General features: G+C 75.1%; 16 protein-coding genes. 9 read left to right on the top strand and 7 right to left on the bottom strand.

The window, feature by feature from the left end:
• Positions 1-281 precede the first annotated feature (281 nt).
• The 7 genes from ACIOHG_RS24715 (at position 282) to ACIOHG_RS24685 (ending at position 7,370) form a co-directional block, all read left to right on the top strand.
• Positions 282-1,265 (top strand): ABC transporter permease, encoded by a 984-nt coding sequence (locus tag ACIOHG_RS24715; protein ID WP_400953770.1) that lies wholly within the window; start codon positions 282-284, stop codon positions 1,263-1,265.
• Positions 1,262-2,278 (top strand): ABC transporter permease, encoded by a 1,017-nt coding sequence (locus tag ACIOHG_RS24710; protein ID WP_400953769.1) that lies wholly within the window; start codon positions 1,262-1,264, stop codon positions 2,276-2,278. Before ACIOHG_RS24715 ends, ACIOHG_RS24710 begins: the two co-directional genes overlap by 4 nt.
• Entirely contained in the window at positions 2,275-4,323 is a 2,049-nt protein-coding gene (locus ACIOHG_RS24705; RefSeq protein WP_400953768.1) for a dipeptide ABC transporter ATP-binding protein, read from the top strand. Before ACIOHG_RS24710 ends, ACIOHG_RS24705 begins: the two co-directional genes overlap by 4 nt.
• A gap of 313 nt (positions 4,324-4,636) precedes the next feature.
• The gene (locus ACIOHG_RS24700) at positions 4,637-5,338 is read left to right on the top strand and encodes a hypothetical protein (RefSeq protein WP_400953767.1); all 702 of its coding nucleotides are present in this window, start codon (positions 4,637-4,639) and stop codon (positions 5,336-5,338) included.
• A 94-nt stretch (positions 5,339-5,432) separates the two neighbouring features.
• Positions 5,433-6,323: an SDR family NAD(P)-dependent oxidoreductase gene (locus ACIOHG_RS24695; RefSeq protein WP_400953766.1), complete on the top strand. Its 891-nt coding sequence runs from the start codon at positions 5,433-5,435 to the stop codon at positions 6,321-6,323.
• Positions 6,324-6,399: 76 nt separating this feature from the next.
• Positions 6,400-6,987, top strand: a complete 588-nt coding sequence (locus ACIOHG_RS24690; protein WP_400953765.1) for a TetR/AcrR family transcriptional regulator — start codon at positions 6,400-6,402, stop codon at positions 6,985-6,987.
• On the top strand, positions 6,984-7,370 hold the full coding sequence (locus tag ACIOHG_RS24685) for a hypothetical protein (RefSeq protein WP_400953764.1): 387 nt from the start codon (positions 6,984-6,986) through the stop codon (positions 7,368-7,370). Before ACIOHG_RS24690 ends, ACIOHG_RS24685 begins: the two co-directional genes overlap by 4 nt.
• A gap of 51 nt (positions 7,371-7,421) precedes the next feature.
• Here the strand turns inward: ACIOHG_RS24685 and ACIOHG_RS24680 are convergent, their stop codons facing one another.
• Positions 7,422-8,261 carry a ribonuclease BN gene (locus ACIOHG_RS24680; protein ID WP_400953763.1) on the bottom strand — a complete coding sequence of 280 codons (840 nt, stop codon included), beginning with the start codon at positions 8,259-8,261 and terminating at the stop codon, positions 7,422-7,424.
• 276 nt (positions 8,262-8,537) lie between these two features.
• Here ACIOHG_RS24680 and ACIOHG_RS24675 point away from each other — a divergent pair, with 276 nt between their 5' ends.
• Both ACIOHG_RS24675 and ACIOHG_RS24670 read left to right on the top strand, forming a co-directional pair.
• Positions 8,538-8,777, top strand: a complete 240-nt coding sequence (locus tag ACIOHG_RS24675; RefSeq protein WP_400953762.1) for a hypothetical protein — start codon at positions 8,538-8,540, stop codon at positions 8,775-8,777.
• Positions 8,778-8,969: 192 nt separating this feature from the next.
• Positions 8,970-9,998 (top strand): LacI family DNA-binding transcriptional regulator, encoded by a 1,029-nt coding sequence (locus ACIOHG_RS24670; RefSeq protein ID WP_400953761.1) that lies wholly within the window; start codon positions 8,970-8,972, stop codon positions 9,996-9,998.
• Positions 9,999-10,005: 7 nt separating this feature from the next.
• Here the strand turns inward: ACIOHG_RS24670 and ACIOHG_RS24665 are convergent, their stop codons facing one another.
• The 6 genes from ACIOHG_RS24665 to ACIOHG_RS24640 all read right to left on the bottom strand — a co-directional run bounded on the left by ACIOHG_RS24665 (position 10,006) and on the right by ACIOHG_RS24640 (position 18,155).
• Positions 10,006-11,526 carry an ATP-binding cassette domain-containing protein gene (locus tag ACIOHG_RS24665; protein ID WP_400953760.1) on the bottom strand — a complete coding sequence of 507 codons (1,521 nt, stop codon included), beginning with the start codon at positions 11,524-11,526 and terminating at the stop codon, positions 10,006-10,008.
• On the bottom strand, positions 11,523-14,237 hold the full coding sequence (gene lanKC, locus ACIOHG_RS24660) for a class III lanthionine synthetase LanKC (protein WP_400953759.1): 2,715 nt from the start codon (positions 14,235-14,237) through the stop codon (positions 11,523-11,525). The genes ACIOHG_RS24665 and lanKC overlap by 4 nt, the downstream gene beginning before the upstream one ends.
• Positions 14,238-14,355: 118 nt before the next feature.
• The gene (locus tag ACIOHG_RS24655) at positions 14,356-14,478 is read right to left on the bottom strand and encodes a class III lanthipeptide (protein WP_400953758.1); all 123 of its coding nucleotides are present in this window, start codon (positions 14,476-14,478) and stop codon (positions 14,356-14,358) included.
• 84 nt (positions 14,479-14,562) lie between these two features.
• On the bottom strand, positions 14,563-14,688 hold the full coding sequence (locus ACIOHG_RS24650) for a class III lanthipeptide (RefSeq protein ID WP_400953757.1): 126 nt from the start codon (positions 14,686-14,688) through the stop codon (positions 14,563-14,565).
• Positions 14,689-14,776: 88 nt separating this feature from the next.
• A complete protein-coding gene (locus tag ACIOHG_RS24645) occupies positions 14,777-14,899 on the bottom strand; it encodes a class III lanthipeptide (RefSeq protein WP_400953756.1) in 123 nt (40 codons plus the stop codon).
• A gap of 232 nt (positions 14,900-15,131) precedes the next feature.
• Entirely contained in the window at positions 15,132-18,155 is a 3,024-nt protein-coding gene (locus tag ACIOHG_RS24640; protein WP_400953755.1) for an AAA family ATPase, read from the bottom strand.
• Positions 18,156-18,187: the final 32 nt, after the last annotated feature.

Genomic DNA, 18,187 nt, shown 5'->3' with positions numbered 1-18,187 from the left:
GGGCCGAACGTAACAGCCCGTCAGTCCGTCCACCAGGGGGTCGTGCGCAGAACTGATCGAAGTGAAACGCGGCGCAACACCGCCGCAACACCTCGTCCGTATCCGTCTGATCAGCTGTGACCTGCGGGTTCGTCCGACCGTTCGGACCCGTCGGCGCAGCGGGCGCTGGACGGACCGTCCGGGGTGGCGTACAACTGCTGCGCACCAGTGCGTCAAAGTCCGCTCTAACGAAGGCAAATGACCATGTTCCGCAGGTGTGCGAACCACACCGGAGGCAGGCCGTGACCGGGTACCTCGCCAAACGGCTCGGCTACTACGCCGTGCTGCTGATCGCCGCGGTGTTCCTGTCCTACGCGCTCACCAGCACCGCGCTCGGCCCCCGCGCCTACTTCGAGGCCAAGCAGCCGCGCCCCTCCGCCGCCTCCGTGGACCGGCAGTTGACCGCGCTCAACCTCAACGACCGCACCCCCGTGGTCGAACGCTTCGGCACCTGGGCGGACGGACTGCTGCACGCCGACCTCGGCCGCACCATCCACAACACCGCTGTCAACGACGAGTTCGGCCGCCGGATCTGGGTCTCGCTCCGCCTGCTGCTGGTCGGCAGCCTGCTCGGCATGCTGCTCGGCGTCGCCGCCGGGGCCTGGAGCGCGGTGCGCCAGTACCGGTTCTCCGACCGGGCGTTGACGATCCTGTCGTTCGTGCTGCTCTCCACCCCGGTGTTCCTGCTCGCCCTGCTGCTCAAGAACGGCGCGATCGCCGCCAAGGACGCGGCCGGGCACGAGGTGGTCCCGTTCACCGGCTACGAGACCCCCAACCTGGCCGGCGGCGTCGGCGCCCACCTCGCCGACTGGTCGCTGCACCTGCTGCTGCCCACCCTCTCGCTGGCGCTCGGCGGACTCGCCACCTACAGCCGCTACCAGCGCGCCACCATGCTCGACGTGCTCGGCGCGGACTACCTGCGCACCGCCGAGGCCAAGGGCCTCACCCGGGGCCGCGCCCTGGTCAAGCACGGGCTGCGCACCGCGATCATCCCGATGACCACGATGTTCGCCTACGCCTTCCTCGGCCTGTTCACCGGCGCCGCCTTCACCGAGACCATCTTCGGCTGGCACGGCATGGGCGAGTGGTTCATCCAGGCCGTCAACGAACAGGACGTCAACTCCGTGGTCGCCGTCAACCTCTTCGCCGCCGTCCTCGTCCTCGCGGCCGGCTTCCTCGCCGACGCCCTGCACGCCGCCCTCGACCCCCGGGTGAGAACCGCATGACCGCCGAACCGCTGTCCGGTGCGGACCGGAAAAGTGTCGAAGTCGCTTCCGGCGCACAGGCGTTGAGCGTCTCCTCGGTCGCGCCGCGGGGGCGGTTGCGGTTGGCGGTGGGGCGGGTGCGGGCCTCGCGGGGGGCGGTGGTGGGAGTGGTGGTGCTGGTGCTGCTGTTCCTGCTGGCCTTCCTCGGGCCCTGGCTGACGCCCTGGGACTACGCCGTGCCCGACTACACCAGCCTGCGCCAACCGCCGTCCGCCGCCCACTGGTTCGGGACCAACGGGCTCGGGCAGGACGTGTTCGCACAGACCGTCCGGGGCCTGCAGAAGTCCCTGGTGATCGGGCTGCTGGTGGCGGTGCTCTCCACCGGCCTCGCCTCGCTGGTCGGCGCCTGCGCCGGGTACTTCGGCGGCTGGACCGACCGCGCGCTGACCTTCCTGGTCGACCTGCTGCTGATCTTCCCGGCCTTCCTGGTGATCGCCGTGATCTCGCCCCGGCTGCGCGGCACCGGCTGGATCGCCTTCGTCCTGCTGCTCGCCGTCTTCAACTGGATGATCACCGCCCGGGTGGTCCGCTCGATGACCCGCTCGCTGCGCGAGCGCGAATTCGTCGCCGCCGCCCGGTTCATGGGCGTCGGCCCGTTCCGGATCATCTGGCGGCACGTCCTGCCGAACGTCTCCTCGTTCCTGATCATCGACGCCACCATCACCGTCGGCGGCGCCGTGATGAGCGAGGCCGCGCTCTCCTACTTCGGCTTCGGCGTCCGCCCGCCCGACGTCTCGCTCGGCACCCTGCTCGCGGCCGGCGCCTCCGACGCCCCGGTGTTCCCCTGGCTGTTCTACTTCGCCGCCGGACTGCTGGTGCTGTTCGTGCTCGCCGTCAACCTGGTCGGCGACGGCCTGCGCGACGCCCTCGACCCGACCGCCGAGGCCGCCCGCCGCCCGCGCCGCGGCCGCCGGGACCGCAGTCGCCGCAGCCGCCGATCCACCGCCAACTCCCCGCGCCGGAGCAGCACATGACCGCCACCGCCACCGACACCCTGCTCGCCGTCCGCGGCCTGACCGTCGACTTCGGCGACCACCCGGCCGTCCGCGGCGTCGACCTCGACCTGCGGCGCGGCGAGACCCTCGGCCTGGTGGGGGAGTCCGGCTCCGGCAAGTCCGTCACCGCGCTCGCCGTCCTCGGGCTGCTCCCCGGCACCGCCCGGATCGGCGGCTCCGTCACCCTCGACGGCCGCGAACTCGTCGGCCTGCCCTCCCGGCAGCTCGCCGCCGTCCGGGGCCGCCGGATCGCCATGGTGTTCCAGGACCCACTGTCCGCGTTCACCCCCGTCCACCGGATCGGCGACCAGATCGCCGAGGCGATCCTGATCCACCAGGACACCGGCAGGTCGGCCGCCCGCAAGCGCGCCGCCGACCTGCTCGACCTGGTCGGCATCCCCGACCCGGCCCGCGCCCTGGACGCCTACCCGCACGAGTTCTCCGGCGGCATGCGGCAGCGCGCCATGATCGCGATGGCCGTCGCCAACGACCCGGACGTCCTGCTCGCCGACGAACCCACCACCGCCCTCGACGTCACCATCCAGGCCCAGGTCCTCGACGTGCTGCGGACCGCCCAGCGCGAGACCGGCGCCGCGCTCGTCCTGGTCAGCCACGACCTCGGGGTGATCGCGGGCAGCGCCGACCGGGTCGCCGTCATGTACGCCGGACGGATCGTCGAGACCGCCCCCGTGGACGAACTCTTCGCCGCGCCCCGCCACCCCTACACCCTCGGCCTGATCGGCGCCGTCCCCCGGCTCGACGGGCGCGGCGGACCGCTCGTCCCGATCCCCGGCCGCCCGCCCGCCGCCGGTGAACTCACCGGCCCCGGCTGCCCGTTCGCCGACCGCTGCCCACTCGTCGAGGACCGCTGCCGCACCGCCGAACCGCCGCTGGCCGGTGCCGACGCCCACCTCGCCGCCTGCGTCCGCGCCGAGCACCTGGCCGCCACCCGGCCCCGGCCCGCCGAGGTCTACCCGGTGCCCGCCGTCCCGGCCGCCGACGCCCCGCCGCGCGAGCAGCGCGAGAGCGTGCTGACCGTCCGGGGCCTGACCAAGAGCTTCCCCCGGCACGGCGGCGGGCTGCTGCGCCGCCGGATCGGCGAGACCCACGCCGTCGACGGCGTCGACCTCGACCTCCGGCGCGGCGAGACGCTCGGCCTGGTGGGGGAGTCCGGCTCCGGCAAGTCCACCACCCTGTACGAGATCCTGCGGCTGGCCGCGCCCCAGGGCGGCCGGATCGAACTCCTCGGCCGGGACACCGCCACCCTCGACCGGGCCGCCGTGCACGGGCTGCGCTCCCGGCTGCAGATCGTCTTCCAGGACCCGGCCGCCTCGCTCGACCCGCGGATGCCGGTCGGCGACGTGATCGCCGAACCGCTGCTCGCCCAGCGCGTCTCCGGGGCCGAGGCGCGCGGCCGGGTCCCCGAACTGCTCCGCCAGGTCGGTCTGGACCCGGCGCACGCCGACCGCTACCCGCACGAGTTCTCCGGCGGCCAGCGCCAGCGGATCTCGATCGCCCGCGCCCTCGCCGTCCGCCCCGACCTGCTGGTCCTGGACGAACCCGTCTCCGCGCTCGACGTCTCCGTCCAGGCCGGGGTGCTCAACCTGCTCCAGCAGCTCAAGGCCGAACTCGGCCTGTCCTACCTGTTCGTCTCCCACGACCTGTCCGTGGTCCGGCACCTGGCCGACCGGATCAGCGTCATGTACCTCGGCCGGACCGTCGAGACCGGCACCGTCGACCGGGTCTTCGCCCGCCCCCGCCACCCCTACACCCGGGCCCTGCTCGCCGCCGTCCCGCTCCCCGACCCCGCCGCCGAACGGGCCCGCCCCCGCCTGCTGCTGGCCGGCGACCCGCCGTCCCCGACCGTCCGCCACACCGGCTGCCCCTTCCGGGCCCGCTGCCCCGTGCACGCCGCCCTCGCCCCCGAACGCCGCGAGCGCTGCGCCACCGAGACCCCGCTGCCCGAGGCCGCCGCACCCGGCGTCGACCACACCGCCGCCTGCCACTACCCGGAAGGAGACTGACGGGCCGTCGGCGCCGGGGGGTAGGGTCCACGGACCCGCCCTCCGTCGACGGGAGAACCCCGATGACCCGCACCACCCCGCCGCGCCCGGTGGACATCGCCGCGGCCTTCCCCGAACTCGCCCCGCCAGGGCCGTCCGCCTGCACCCGCGCCCCGGCGCGCCGACCGTCCACGACAGCTCGGTCGGCGGTCCGCTGCTCTGGCCCGCCGACGAGCCGTGGCCGGTCTGCGCCGGTCCGCACCCCGAGCAGGACGAGGGCGGCGACCTGCCGGTCTCGCTCGCCGACCTCCGGCGGCGGCGGGAGCTCTGGAAGGTGGAACCCGGCCCGGAACGGAACGCCGCCCTGGACGCCACCTACGACGGCCACCCGTGGAGCCCCGGGCCGAACGCGATGCTCCCCGTCGTCCAGCTGTACGCCCGCGACGTCCCCGCGCTGCCGCGCCCGGACGGCACCGACCTGCTCCAGGTGCTCTGGTGCCCGCTGGACCACGACCCGGAGTGGATGCCCACCGCCCGCCCGGTGTGGCGCTCCTCGGCGGCGGTCGACCGCCCGCTCGCCGCCCCGCCGGAGCCCGCGGACCTCTCCCACTACGGCCAGTACCTCCCCGAGCCGTGCCTGCTCCACCCGGAGGAGGTCACCGAGTACCCGGCCCCGCTGGAGCTCGACCCCAGCCTCCGGCAGCGGGTCGCCGACCACTGCGAGCACGCGTACCCCGGCCTGACCCGGCACTCCTACCAGGAGGAGCTCTCGGTCGCCCCCGGCTGGAAGCTCGGCGGCTGGGGCCCCTGGAGCTTCCGCGACCCCGAGCCCCTCGGCTGCGCCGCCTGTGGGACGGCGATGGTCCCGCTCCTGACGATCGCCTCCGGCGGCATCCGTGACGGCAACAGCTGGGACCCGGTCGAGGACACCGGCCCCGACCGGGACCTCGGCGTCCTGATCGGCCGGGGCTACCACCTCCAACTCCACCGCTGCCCGGCCTCCTTCGAGCACCCGCACCGGGAGGCCATGCAGTAGGCCCGCCGGGAGCCGAAGAAACGGATGGGTCATCCGTATGTGCTAACGTCCAGTCATGCGGATACATCATCCGTTTCTTGCTGCGGGAGGGCACATGACGAAGACGGCCGTGGTCACGGGCGGTACGGGCGGGATCGGCCTGGAGACGGCGATCGGACTGGCCGCGGCCGGGTACGCGGTCACCGTGGTCGGGCGGGACGCGGAGCGCGGAGCCCGGGCGGTCGAGCGGATCGACGCGGGCGCGGCGGCCGGGCCGGCGCGGTTCCTGGCCGCCGACCTCGGCTCGCTGGACCGGGTCCGCGCACTGGCCGGCCGGCTCGCCGCCGAGCACGCCGCCTCGGGGGAGCCGCTGACCGTCCTGGTCAACAACGTCGGCGCGATGTTCCCCCGGCGGCGGACCCTGGACGGCGTCGAGGCGTCCTTCGTGGTCAACCACCTCTCGCCGTACCTGCTGACCGAACTGCTGCTGCCCACCCTCACCGCGGGGGCGCCGAGCCGGATCGTGAACGTGACCTCGGGCGCGGTCGGCGTCGCCAAGCGGGTGTTCGACGGCGTCGAGCCGCCCGGCGGCTACTACGGCTTCCACCACTACGGCCGGGCCAAGCTCGCCAACCTGGCGTACACGCTGGAGCTGGCCGCCCGGCTGGACGGCACCGGCGTCTCGGTGTTCGCCGCCGACCCCGGCGGCGCCGCCACCGGGATGACCGACGGCACCATGACCGACCCGCGGATCGTCTCCCCGGCACTGCGACTGCTGTGGCCGCTGGTGCGCCGCCGGTTCGCACGCTCCACCTCCGGCCCGGCGTCGGCGGCCGCCCGGTCCTCGATCGCCGCCGCCACCGACGCCGCCCTGGAGGGCCGCACCGGCCTGGTCATCGGCCCCCGGGCGGAGCCGGTCGCCCCGTTCCGCGCCGCCACCGACCCGCGCCTCGCCGCGGCGGTCCGCCGCCTCGGCGAGCTCCACGCCCCCGTGGCGGCAGGGTGACGGGCGGCGGGGGTCCGGGCCGTATGATCGGGCGGCAGTCCCCGACACCCGTACGAGCGACCTGGACCCCCGCCGCATGACGACCGCACCGCTGCGCAAGGACGCCGCCCGCAACTGGGAGCGGATCGTCGCCGTCGCCCGCGAACTGGTCGACGGGGGAACGGCGTTGCAGCTCAACGACGTCGCCCGCCGGGCGGGCCTCGGGGTCGGCACGGTCTACCGGCACTTCGCCACCCCCGAGGCACTGCTGGAGACCGTCGCCACCCCCTGCCTGGAGGACCTGGTCGAGCACGGCCGGCGCGCCCTGGCCGACCCCGACCCCTGGCGCGCCCTGAGCGGCTTCCTGGCCCGGGTCCTCGAAGCCCAGGTCACCGACGCCGCCCTGCCCCCGGTCGCCGCCGCCGCCACGGACGCCCTCCCGCGCACCACCGAACTCAAGACCGCCCTCCGCACGGTCGGCACCACCCTGCTCCAGCGGGCCCACCGGGCCGGAGCCGTCCGCCCCGACCTCACCGCCCCCGACCTCGTCCCCCTGGTCTGCGGCCTCGCCCACGCCGTCGCCGTCCACGGCGGCCCCCTCCCCGCCCGCCTCACCACCGCCCACCGCTACCTCGCCACCCTCCTGGAGGGCCTGCGCCCCACCGACCGGGGAGCGGCGGCATGACTGCCCCGCAGCGGACGCCCGAGCAGGCGGTGCGGCCGGGCGCGCTCCTGGACGAGGGGGAGGTCGACCTGCTGCGGCGGGCTCTGCACGAGTGGGGCGGGCCGGCGCGCTGCAGCGACCAACTCGCCTTCGGCATGGGCTTCGCGGACGCCCGGGACCTGCTCGACCGGTGCGGGGCGCTGAGCGGGGCCCTGGCCGACGACATCCCGCTCCGGCCGGCCGACTGGGCGCGGATCCTGCTGGCGGCGGAGATCGTCTTCGTCAGCGACCTGGTCGGCTCGGGCGTCGAGTGGCAGACGACCACGGGACTCGACGACGCGGCCACCCTCCGGACCCTCCGGGGCATCCAGCGCAAGCTCGTCCGGACCCTCAGTGGCCACTAAGGGAAGCGCCCGGAGTGACGCGCCGTCAGGGGTGTGGCGGTGTGGCGGGGATCAGGCGCGGCGGGCCCGGTCGGCCAGCCACGCGTCGTCGGTGAGGGCGCGGCCGAGCAGGGGGCCCGCGTAGACCGTGTAGCCGACGCCGACCAGCCAGGACTGGACCACCAGGACGGTGCCGACGGTGCCGTAGGAGACCGCGTTGGAGACCAGCAGGGGGGCGAAGACCAGGCGGGAGAAGACACGCAGCCCGACCAGGGCGGCCATGGTGGCGACCGCGCCCGGGAGCAGGCGGCGGCCCGGGACCCGGCCGGCCAGCAGGAGGCGTTGTAGGCCCCAGAACAGCAGGATGCCGCCGACGCTGTCGACCGTGATGCCCAGGGCCGGTTGCAGCGGGGTGCCGCGCCAGGGGGAGCCGATCCAGGCGGCCAGCACGATGTAGCCGACCAGCGCGGCCAGTGCCAGCGTCTGCCGCCACACCGAGTGCCACGGGCCGCGGTCCAGCCGCCAGACCCGCTCGTAGCCGCTCTGGACGGCCGACATCAGCGAGATCCCGAAGACCGCGAGCGCGGCCAAGCCGAACGCCGTGGTGGTGCTGAGCACCTGCCCGCGCGAGGCGAACAGCCCGCGCACCGCCTCGCCGCCCCGCCCGTCCAGGCCGAGCGCGGTGGTGATCCACTCCGCGATGCCCGGGCCGCTGGCCGGGAGCGCCGCCGCGATGACGATCAGCAGCGGCACCAGCGTGACGAAGAACAGCGCCGCGAACGCGAAGGAGCGCTGGAGCAGCTCGATGTCCCGCCCGTGCCGCCAGACCTCCAGGGCCGCGTGCCGGAGGTTGCGCGCGCCGTCCGCGACCCGGGGCTGGTGGTGCGGCCGCTCGTTCCGCTGGGGCATCATCACCCCATCCTTGGCACCCGCGGACCGCAGGACAAGATCATCGGCGCGCGCCCGCCCACGAACGGCCGAGCATCCGCCCGGGAACGCCGCCGTTCGGCCGCCCCACGAACGCCTCCGCCCGGCCGATCGGGACGCGGGGGCACGCGGGGGGCATGAGGTCGGGGGAGCCGGGTAGACGGCGGTCACGGCGCGCCCGGTCGGCCCACCCCCCTCCGGCCGGGCCCGCCGCGCGGCACCGGCCGCGTTCCGAGTCCGTCCTTCCGGAGGGAGACCACCATGAACGTCCACCCGCTCCCGCTGGCGGCGGAGTCCGGCGGGCCGCCGCTGCTGGTCGTGATCATCCCCGCGCTGATCATCACCGCCCTGCTGATCGCCGGGTTCTTCTGGGGCAGCCGCCGGGTGCTGGCCCGCCGCCCGCCGCGCCGCCCGGCCGGGCCGCCCGCCGCCCGCGCCGACTCCTGGGAGACCCCGGACGGGGACGCCGCCCCCCGGCCCCCGCACCGTCCGGGAGGCTGACCCGCCGTCAGGACCGCGACCGGCCCCGCCGCCCCGCACGGGCGCCGGGGCCGCGCGCCGTATGATCGAGCGGATTCGGACCGTCCCGGCCCCGGTGCCCGCGCAGGGCGGCGGGCGTCGCGGCTCCGGTCCGGTCCGGCCGTGCGGCCGGCCGAGCGGCGAGGATGAGGGCATGAAGAGCGGGATCAGGGCATGAAGATCGGGATCGTGGAGATCGCCGCGCACGCCGGGGTCAGCGAGGCGACCGTCAGCCGGGTGATCAACCGTCGGCAGGGCGTGGCGAAGAAGACCCGCGACGCGGTCGAGCAGGCGATGGCCGAGCTCGGCTACGAGCGCGCCGTGGAGGGCCAGCTGGTCGCGGTGATCACCGAGCACGTCTCCAATCCGTTCTTCGCCGACGTCGCGGAGCGGATCGAGTCGGCGCTCGCCCCGCACGGCCTGAAGACGATCCTGTGCCCGGCCTTCGCGGGTGGCGTGCAGGAGCGCGAGTACATCTCCGCGATCATCGACAAGGGCATCGCGGCGGTGGTGTTCCTGTCCGCCTCGAACACGGTGGACGGCGCGGACACCGAGATCTACGAGCTGCTGCGCTCGCGCCGCATCCCCTATGTCGGGGTGAACGGCGAGTTCGCCGACGGGGTGCCGGTGCCGGTGTTCTCCACCGACGACCGGCTGGCCGCCGAACTCGCCGTCGACCACCTGCACCGGCTCGGGCACCGGGCGATCGGGATGGTCTCCGGCCCGGCCGGCAACCATCCCGCCGACCGGCGGGTGCGGGGTTTCCTGGACTCGATGGCCCGGCGCGGCATCCCCGACGCCGAACGGCTGGTGGTCCGCCAGTCCTACACCGTGGAGGGCGGCCAGGCCGCGGCGGGCGCGCTGCTCGGCCTCGGGGCCACCGCGATCGTCGCCGCCAGCGACTGGATGGCGCTCGGCGTGATCCGCGGCGTGCGGCGGCTGGGCCGGGCGGTGCCCGAGGAGGTGTCGGTGGTCGGCTACGACGGGTCGATGATCACCGAGTTCACCGACCCGCCGCTGACCACCGTCCGCCAGCCCGCCGACCGCCTCGCCCTGGAGGTCGGCCGCAGCGTCCTCGCCCTGGTCGGCAACCGCGACACCCCCACCGGCGAACTCCTCTTCGACCCCGAACTGGTGATCCGCGCCACCACCGCCCCCGCACCCACCACCGTGCCCACCGCCGCGCCCGCGCCCGGGGCCTGACGGGTCGTCAGGACGGGACGGCGGTGCGGGCCAGGGTCACCACCCGGTCGAAGTCGGCGTCCAGGTGGTCGTCGCCGTGGTGGACCACCAGCAGGCCCCGGCCCGCGGTGCGGGCCTTGAGGGCGTGCAGGACCAGGGTGCGGCCGTCCTCGTCGAGGTTGGCGAACGGCTCGTCGGCGAGGTACAGGTCGGCGTCCTCGCAGAGCAGGGCGGCGATGCCGACCCGCTGGCGCTGGCCGGAGGACAGGTCGGCGGGGAACTGCCCGGCGAGGGCGTCGAGTTCGAGCGCGGTGCGCAGCTCCGGGTCGCCGACCAGCTCGCGCACCGGCAGCGGCGGCAGGTGCACCGGCGCGGTCAGGCCCGCCACCCGGGCGGGGAGGGTGACCAGGCCGCTGTCGGGCGCCAGCGTGCCGGACAGCACGTGCAGCAGAGTGGTCTTGCCGCAGCCGTTCGGGCCGCGCAGCAGGACGTGCTCGCCCGCGCCGAGGGTGAAGTCCTCCAGCGCCACCGTGCTGTCCTCGCCGTAGCGGACCCGGGCGCCGTGCACCGCCACCGCGGGCGCCTGCGCGTGGTACTCGGCCGGCCGGGAGCCGCGCAGCGCCTCGATCCGCCGCAGCACGGCGCCGCTGCGGCGGGCCAGCGGGATCAGGTTGATCAGGTCGAAGATCCCGGTGACGGCCCGCCAGAGCGTGTTGACGAAGGCCAGGAAGCTGCCGAAGGTCATCCGGCCGAGGAAGACGAAGTACGCCCCGATCACCATCGACGCGGTGTCGGACAGGTTCATCACCAGGTCGCTGAGCGTGCTCTGCCGTTGCGCCAGGCGGTAGTTGACGAAGGTGATGCCCAGGTAGCCGTGCAGCGCCTCGCGGTTGGCGGTCCGGGTGCCGGGCAGCAGCAGCCGCAGGCCGCGCAGCGCGTGGAAGGCCTCCAGGGTGCGGGTCAGCCGGTTGATGTACTGCGCCTCGGCCTCCCGCTCGGCCTCGGTGTTGTCGGCGATCCGCCGGGCGACGGCGTTGCTGGCCACTACCAGCGGCGGCACGATCACCAGCAGGATCAGGCTGGCCTGCCAGGACAGGTAGAGCAGCACGCCGAGGAAGGCGGTGGAGGACACCGCCTGCCGGGCGATCCGCACCACGACGTCCACGGCCGGCAGCACGCCCTCGTGGACGTCGTGGTGGACCCGGCTGACGTAGGAGGCGTGCCCGGCCTCGGACAGCTGCCGCCCGTCCAGGCCCAGGGAGCGGTCCAGCAGCTCCAGTTCGAGTTCCAGCACCAGCGCGTTCTCGAACCGCTTGCGCCCGCAGGCCACCCAGTAGCCGAGGGCGTTCAAGGTCAGGCCGAGCAGCAGGTAGCCGGCGCCCAGCAGCAGGAAGCGCCGGAAGTTTCCGGCCAGGATCGCCTGGTCGAACAGCGCCTTCAGCAGCAGCGGGTGCAGCACGGCCTCGGCGCCGCCGGTGACGGCGACGGCCGCCACGATCAGCCCGAACCGGGCCCGGTGCCCGCGCAGCAGCTGCCACAACTCCTTCACCGCGCACCTCCGGCCACGACTTCGTCGAGCAGGAAGTCGGCGGTGCCACCGGAGTTGGCGCGGTGCAGCACCCGCAGCACCCCGGCCGAGCCGGTCAGGTAGTCGGTGGAGCAGCGCAGCAGCCCCTCGCCGGGCACGCCCAGCGGCACCACCCCGTCCCGGCGCGGCATCCCGAAGCGCTCGGCCGGTTCGAACAGGAACACCCGTCGGACGAAGTCGAGTTGGCGCAGCGCGGTGTCCCGGTAGGAGGTGTCGCCGGTGAACGCGGCGGCGTCCAGCATGGCGTCGGCGATCCCGGACATGCCGAACCCGTAGCCGGGCAGCACGCTCTGGCCGATCCGCACGGCGCGCAGCACCTGCCGGGCGGCGTCCAGGTCGCCGTAGCGCAGCAGGACCTGGGCCACGCCCGCCGAGCCGACCTCCACGTACGGCTCCAGCGTGCCCTGGTGGTCGAACATCACCACGCCCTCGTCGAGCAGTGTGGTGTGGTCCAACTCCCAGTCCAGCGCGGCGCGTCCGAGTTCCCGGTAGTGCTGCTCGCCGGTGACCTGGTGCATCCGGAGCAGGAACAGTGCGACGCCGGCCTGGCCGAAGCCGAGCCCGGTGAGCGGCCGGTCGGGGGAGAACTCGTTGCGCCAGAAGGCGTGTCGGCCCTCGCGTTCGACGCTGTCGTACAGTGCCCGCGCGCACCGGACGGCCGCGGCCAAGTGGTCCCGGCCGCCGTGCCGCAGGTGGAAGCGCAGGTCGGTGAGGCCGAGTCCGGCCAGGCCGTAGTAGAAGGTGTGGTCGCCGACCGCCGGGCCGCGCCGGTTCGCCAGCTCCAGCAACTCCCGGGCCCGGTCCGGGAATCCGAGGGTGTCGGCGGTCCAGGCGATCCCGGCCAGGCCGTTCATCAGGCCGTCGGGGTACGCCGCCGGGTCCAGGCCGGCCAGCTGCTCGCCCAGCCACTGCCGCCACTGCGGCCGGACGGGGACGCCGGAGGCGTGCAGCGCCCACAGCACGCCGCTCGCCCCGAAGCCGAGGCTGAGCGGGTTGGTGACGTGCGCGAACGGGTCGGTGGGGAACAGCGTCGCCCGGTCGGGGTCGGCGGCGGCCTCGGCGAAGGCGGCCACGCCGGACTCGACGGCGGCCAGCCCGAGCGCCGACTCGACCACCGGCCCCGGTTCCACCACCTTGACCGTGCGCAGGAGTTCGTCGGTCCGGTCGACCAGTGCGAAGACCTCGGGGAGGGCGGCCCGGCCCCGCGCCAGGTCGGTCAGCAGGCCGTGCACCTCCGGCGGCCAGCCGAGCGCGTCGGTGAAGGTCCGGAACAGGCCGAGCACGTCCGGCCGCAGGTAGGACATCGCCGCGATCGGGAAGACGAAGTAGGCCATGGTGTTCGCCAGGGCGCGCAGGTCGTCGGCCGGACCGGGCGGGCCCGAGCGGTCCTCGGAGTGGCTGAAGCCGGGCGTGTACAGCTCCACGGGCTGCGCCAACTCCCGGTCCCCGTCGGCATCCTGGGGGTCGGCGAGCCGGCAGGCCTCCAGGTCGATCACGGTGACGTGGAAGGTGTCCGGGTCGACCAGCAGGTTCGAGGGCGAGAGGTCGCCGAGCACCACGCCGCGTTCGTGGGCGGCCCCGACGGCGCGGGACAGGCCGCCCAGCACGGCCAGGAAGATCCGCAGGAACTCCCGGGCCCCCTCGGCGGTGATCAGCGGCCGGGCCAGCGGGTTGCGCTCCAGCAGCACCGAGCGGATGTCGGTGCCCGACACGAACTCCTGCGCGATGAACCGGTGTTCCCAGGCGTCGAAGCGGGCGATCGGCTCGGCGAAGCACCCGGAGCCGGCCAGCCGGTTCAGGAAGGTCCACTCCCGGTCGAGGATGTCCGTCGCGTCGTGGCCCCGGCGGGTGTTCGGATTGGTGTGCGGGCGGGCCTCCTTGAGGACGACCTCCCGGTCGCCGTCCGCGGTGTCCGCGGCGGTGTACACCCCGCCGGAGTTGGAGAACTGGATGGCGCCGGTCACCCGGAACCGGCCGCCGAGCAGCCCGTCGTCCTCCGCCCCGCCCTCGGCCGCGTCCTCCTCGACCGGCTTCCAGTCGTCGAACGGCCAGGACTGCCAGGAGGGTTGGGCGAAGCCGGGCTCCCGGTCGTCGGCGGTCGGGCCGTCCGGCCCGGCGATCTGCGGGACCTGCCGCCCCAGCACGTCGAGCCGGTGGGTGCGCAGGAACTGGCCGTAGCGGAAGTACAGCGACTTCGAGTCCCGGTAGCGCACGTCCGACAGCACGTAGGGGCCCTCGCGGCCGTCCAGCAGCTCGGCGAGCTCGGCCAGCAGGACGCGGAAGTCGTCCTCGTCGCGCGGGTAGACCGTCACCAGCTTGCCGCCGCTGCCGCGCGCCATGCCCTTCGAGTTGAGCATCTCGAAGATGTTCAGGTCCAGCGCGATCTTGAAGTCGCTGCCGCGCGCGGTCAGGTGGTCCACCACCAGGGCCGCCACCTCGCGCACCTCGCGGTGGTTCGCCGAGACGTGGATCTTCCAGCCCTGCGCGGGCAGCTCCGGGTCGTGCCGGTGGCTCCACCAGATCCCGCTGCGGACGAACCGGGCCCGCTGCCGCTCGTCCAGCGCGGACAGGAAGTGGTCGGCCCGCGGTTCGTAGTACACGTCCAGCGGGTCGAAGAACAGCGTGTCGTTCCAGGTGAACAGGAACCGGTGGACCCATCGTTCGTCGCGCATGTCCGCCTCTGTCTGGGATCGTCCGCCGCGGGGCGTCGGGGTTGCCCGCCGCGGCGCGGCCGGGGGAACGGCAGGGCCCGGGCGGGAGCGGCTCGCGCCCCCGCCCGGGCCCCGGACGTCAGTTGGTGCCCGGCTTCTCGGGCTCCTTGCAGCAGTTGCTGGAGCTGCTGGTCAGGCTGACGACGCCGGCCTTGGCCGGGGTCACCCGGGGCTGCAGGTTCTGGAGCTTGAGAACGCTCATCCTGGTCTCTCCTTCACGAGGGGTGCGAGGGGGTGGTGCCGGAGGGTCCGAACGAGGCTGCGGCGCCCCGCCCGGGCCCAGGGGTCAGGCGCCGGTCGGCGGCTTCGACGGAGACTTGCAGCAGTCGCTGGAGCTGCTGGTCAGGCTGACGATGCCGGCCTTGGCCGGGGTCACGCGGGGCTGCAGGTTCTGGAGCTTGAGCACGCTCATCCTGATCACTCCTTCACGAGGGGGTGCGCTGACGACGGACCGGTCGGACCCGGACAGGAGCACGGCGCCACCGCCCGGGCCCGGGGCATCAGTTGGTGCCCGGCTTGGTGGTGGTCTTGCAGCAGTCGCTGGAGCTGCTGGTCACGCTGACGATGCCGGCCTTGGCCGGGGTCACCCGGGGCTGCAGGTTCTGGAGCTTGAGAACGCTCATTCCGATCACTCCTCAAGGGGTGGTGGACGCACCGCTGCGTCCACGGGGAAAGGGGCCGTGCCGATCGGCAGGCACAGTCAACAGCAGCCGGTGATCGTGGACATGGCGGAGAACTCCCCATGTTCCGCGCCGCCGTCCCCCATGTTTCCCACCCCCCGCACCGAGCCCTCCCGCCCCTGCCCGCGCCACCTGCCTCCGTCCGTGCCGTCCCCTCTCCGTCCGTGCCGCCCCCTCACGCCTCCCGTTCGGCCGCCAGCTCGGCGGACAGCCGGTGCAGCGCGGCCCGGTCCGGCAGGCCCGTCTTGCGCAGCAGGCTCGCCAGGTGCTTCTCCACCGTCCGGGGCGAGATCACCAGCCGTTCGGCGATCTCCCGGTTCCCCGGCCGGTCGACCAGCAGCGCGAACACCTCGTACTCCCGCAGCGTCACCCCCCGGGCCCGGACCGCCTCCGGAATGCGCTCCCGGCCGCTGCGCCGCTGCACGACGGTGGCGCCGCTGCGGCGCAGCAGCGCCCGGCACGCGCCCGCCGGCGCGGCCGCCCCCAGCGCGTGGAAGTACTCCTCCGCGCCGCGCAGCCACCCCACCGGGTCGCCCCAGCCGTCCGCCAGCGCCGCCTCCGCCACCAGCCGCAGCGCCAGCCGTCCCCCGGTGGGGAACAGGTCCTGACCGCGCACCAGCTCCGCGACCGCGAGCTCGGCCTCCGCCGGCCGCCCCTCCCGGCCCAGCAGCACCGCGTCCGCCGCCACCAGGAACTGGCGGTTCCAGGCCAGTTCCGCCGCCGGCATCGCCGCCACCTCCGCGTACCGCTCCCGCCCGGCCCGGCCCGCCAGCACGTCCAGCAGCGGCCGCAGGCCGTACCGGCCGGTCAGGTAGAAGACGTTCGGATGGCCCCGCTCCCACTCCGCCGCGGCCGCCAGCTCGGCCTCGGCCAGCGGCCGGTCCTCGCGCAGCAGCGCGCACACCGCCCGGCACAGCCCCAGCATCATCGGCACCAGGAACGACCGTCCGCCGCCCGCCCGTTCGAAGGCCAGCAGCCGCTCCTCCATCTCCTTCGCCCGCCCCCGGTGCCCGGCCAGCGTCGCCGCCGTCAGCAGCAGGTACTGGTGCGAGGCGAGGTCGCGCATCCGGCCGGTGGCGTCCAGGCAGCGCGCCACGATCTCCTCGGCCCGCTCCGGATCGCCCGTCAGCACCGCGTACATCGCCAGCAGCGACTCGGCCCGGTGCTCCCGGCCCGGCGACCCCAACTCCCGTGCGGCGGCGAGCGCCTCCTCCAGGATGCGGGCCTCGCCCCGGCGCATGAACGCGTTCGCGCCCAGCCGCACCAGCGCCTCGAACCGCCAGTGCGGCAGCCCGCTCGACTCGGCCACCGCCAGCATCCGGGCCAGACACCCGTCGGCCTCGTCGAACCCCCGCTCCCGGGCCAGCATCGCCAGCAACTGCCAAGCCTTGCAAGCCAGTTCCGGTAGCCCCACCTGCTGGGCGAACTCGGCGGCCAGCAGCGCCCGCCGCTCCGTCCCCGGCAGCAGCTCCGCCCGGCCCGGCTGCAGCGCCAGGTGCCCCCGGGCCACCGCCAGCGCCGCGCGCTGGGCCGGCTCCGGCCGGTCGCCCAGCAACTCCTCTGCCGCCGCCAGCTGTTCGGCCCCCTCCGCGCTGCGCCCCGCCATCAGCGCCGCCCAGGCCAGCCGGGCGTGCAGGTCGGCCCGGCACTCGACGCTCGGCGCGGCCGCCCCCGCCGTCGGCAGCGCGCCCAGCAGTTCCAGCGCCCGGTCCAGCCGCCCCGCCTCGGCCGCCGCCCGCACCAGCGACTCCGCGACCCCGGCCCGGTCCGGCCCCGCCGCCAGCCGGTGCGCCCGCTCCAGCAGCTCCACCGCCACCCCCGCGGCCCCGGCCTCCAGCGCCCGCCGCCCCGCCCCGGCGTGCAGCAGCGCCGCCCCCGCCGGGTCCCCGGCCACCTCCAGCAGGCGGGCGGCGAGGTGCTGCCGCTCGGTGCTCCCCGGGGCGGGCGGCCGCGCGCCCTTCGCGGTACTGCTGCCGCGCGGCCCGTTCCGGCACAGCGCGGCGGCGGCCCGGCGCGCCACGGAGGCCCGTTCGGCGGCGGGCAGACCGGCCGCCAGCGCCTCCCCGACCAGGGCGTGCCGGAACGCGTACCCGTCGGGCACCGTGAGGTCCGAGACCACCAGGTCCGCCTCGACCAGCTCGCGCAGCTCGGCGAACAGCCGCCGCTCGGTCCGCCCCGTCACCAGGTGCAGGGTGTCGACGGTGAACCGGGGGCCGAGCAGCGCCGCCAGCACCACCAACTCCCGGGTCGCGGGCGCGAGTCGGGCCGCCCGCCCGGCGTACGCCCGGACCACCCCCGCCGGGACGGTCGCGGCCAGGTCCCCGACCACCCGCCAGCCCTGGCCCTCCGGCCGCAGCGCGCCGCCGCCGACCATGTCGGCCAGCAACTCCTCCACCAGGTAAGGGTTTCCGCCGCCCACCTCGGCCAGCCGGGCCACCACGCCCGCCGGCACCGCGTCCACCGGCACCCCCAGGCAGGCGGCCGCCAGCTCGCCCAACTCCGCACCGTCCAGCGGCCCGAGCGGCAGCACGGTGGCGACCCGCCGCCGCTCCGCCGCCTGCGACAGCTCGAACGCCGCGCCCGGCTCCGGCCGCAGCGTCGCCATCAGCAGCACCGGGAGCCCCGCCAGGTTGTCGATCAGGTACTCCAGCACCGCCAGCGTCCCGGGGTCCGCGTCGTGCACGTCCTCCAGCACCAGCAGGCAGCCGGCCTCCCGCCCGATCGCGGCCAGCAGTCGCAGCAGCCCCTCCGCCAGCTCGGTCACCTGCTCCGGCCGGCCCCGCTCCTCGCCGGTCCGCCACTCCGGCACCACCGGGGACAGTGCCGCCCGGTACGGCAGCAGCTCCGCGTCCTGCGGCGGGCCCGTCCGGCGCAGGTGCGAACTCAGCGCCTCCGCCAGCGGACGGAACGGCGCCGCCGCCGTGCTCGCACTGCCCCGGCCGCGCAGCACCGCCAACCCCAGCGCGCCGGCCCGCCGGGCGCACTCCCCGGCCAGCCGGGACTTGCCGATCCCGGCCTCGCCCAGCACGAGCACGGCCCGGGCGTCCGGGTCCGGACCGGTGCTCGGGTTCGGACCGGTGGTGTCCGTCGCGGCGCTCGGGTCCGGCACGCCCTCCGATTCCCGACAGTGCGTCAGGAACCTCTCCAGCAGGGCCGTTTCGGCGCCCCGTCCGACCGTGACGGGTGATCTGGTAGCCATGGCCGCAGGCTAGTGCGCGCCCGTCGCGACCC

It is taken from the genome of Kitasatospora sp. NPDC088134 (assembly GCF_044741705.1).
In the GTDB taxonomy this organism is placed as follows: domain Bacteria; phylum Actinomycetota; class Actinomycetes; order Streptomycetales; family Streptomycetaceae; genus Kitasatospora.
Note: the sequence above shows the minus strand (reverse complement) of the source record. Positions and strands in the feature narration are given on the sequence as shown.

Excerpts from the sequence above, each read along its gene's own strand:
- ACIOHG_RS24645 (WP_400953756.1), bottom strand. The coding sequence starts at position 14,899 with ATGAGCGTTCTCAAGCTCCAGAACCTGCAGCCCCGGGTGACCCCGGCC.
- ACIOHG_RS24670 (WP_400953761.1), top strand. The coding sequence starts at position 8,970 with ATGAAGATCGGGATCGTGGAGATCGCCGCGCACGCCGGGGTCAGCGAG.
- ACIOHG_RS24695 (WP_400953766.1), top strand. The coding sequence starts at position 5,433 with ATGACGAAGACGGCCGTGGTCACGGGCGGTACGGGCGGGATCGGCCTG.
- ACIOHG_RS24650 (WP_400953757.1), bottom strand. The coding sequence starts at position 14,688 with ATGAGCGTGCTCAAGCTCCAGAACCTGCAGCCCCGCGTGACCCCGGCC.
- ACIOHG_RS24675 (WP_400953762.1), top strand. The coding sequence starts at position 8,538 with ATGAACGTCCACCCGCTCCCGCTGGCGGCGGAGTCCGGCGGGCCGCCG.
- lanKC (WP_400953759.1), bottom strand. The coding sequence starts at position 14,237 with ATGCGCGACGAACGATGGGTCCACCGGTTCCTGTTCACCTGGAACGAC.
- ACIOHG_RS24705 (WP_400953768.1), top strand. The coding sequence starts at position 2,275 with ATGACCGCCACCGCCACCGACACCCTGCTCGCCGTCCGCGGCCTGACC.
- ACIOHG_RS24710 (WP_400953769.1), top strand. The coding sequence starts at position 1,262 with ATGACCGCCGAACCGCTGTCCGGTGCGGACCGGAAAAGTGTCGAAGTC.
- ACIOHG_RS24680 (WP_400953763.1), bottom strand. The coding sequence starts at position 8,261 with ATGATGCCCCAGCGGAACGAGCGGCCGCACCACCAGCCCCGGGTCGCG.
- ACIOHG_RS24685 (WP_400953764.1), top strand. The coding sequence starts at position 6,984 with ATGACTGCCCCGCAGCGGACGCCCGAGCAGGCGGTGCGGCCGGGCGCG.
- ACIOHG_RS24655 (WP_400953758.1), bottom strand. The coding sequence starts at position 14,478 with ATGAGCGTTCTCAAGCTCCAGAACCTGCAGCCCCGGGTGACCCCGGCC.
- ACIOHG_RS24640 (WP_400953755.1), bottom strand. The coding sequence starts at position 18,155 with ATGGCTACCAGATCACCCGTCACGGTCGGACGGGGCGCCGAAACGGCC.
- ACIOHG_RS24690 (WP_400953765.1), top strand. The coding sequence starts at position 6,400 with ATGACGACCGCACCGCTGCGCAAGGACGCCGCCCGCAACTGGGAGCGG.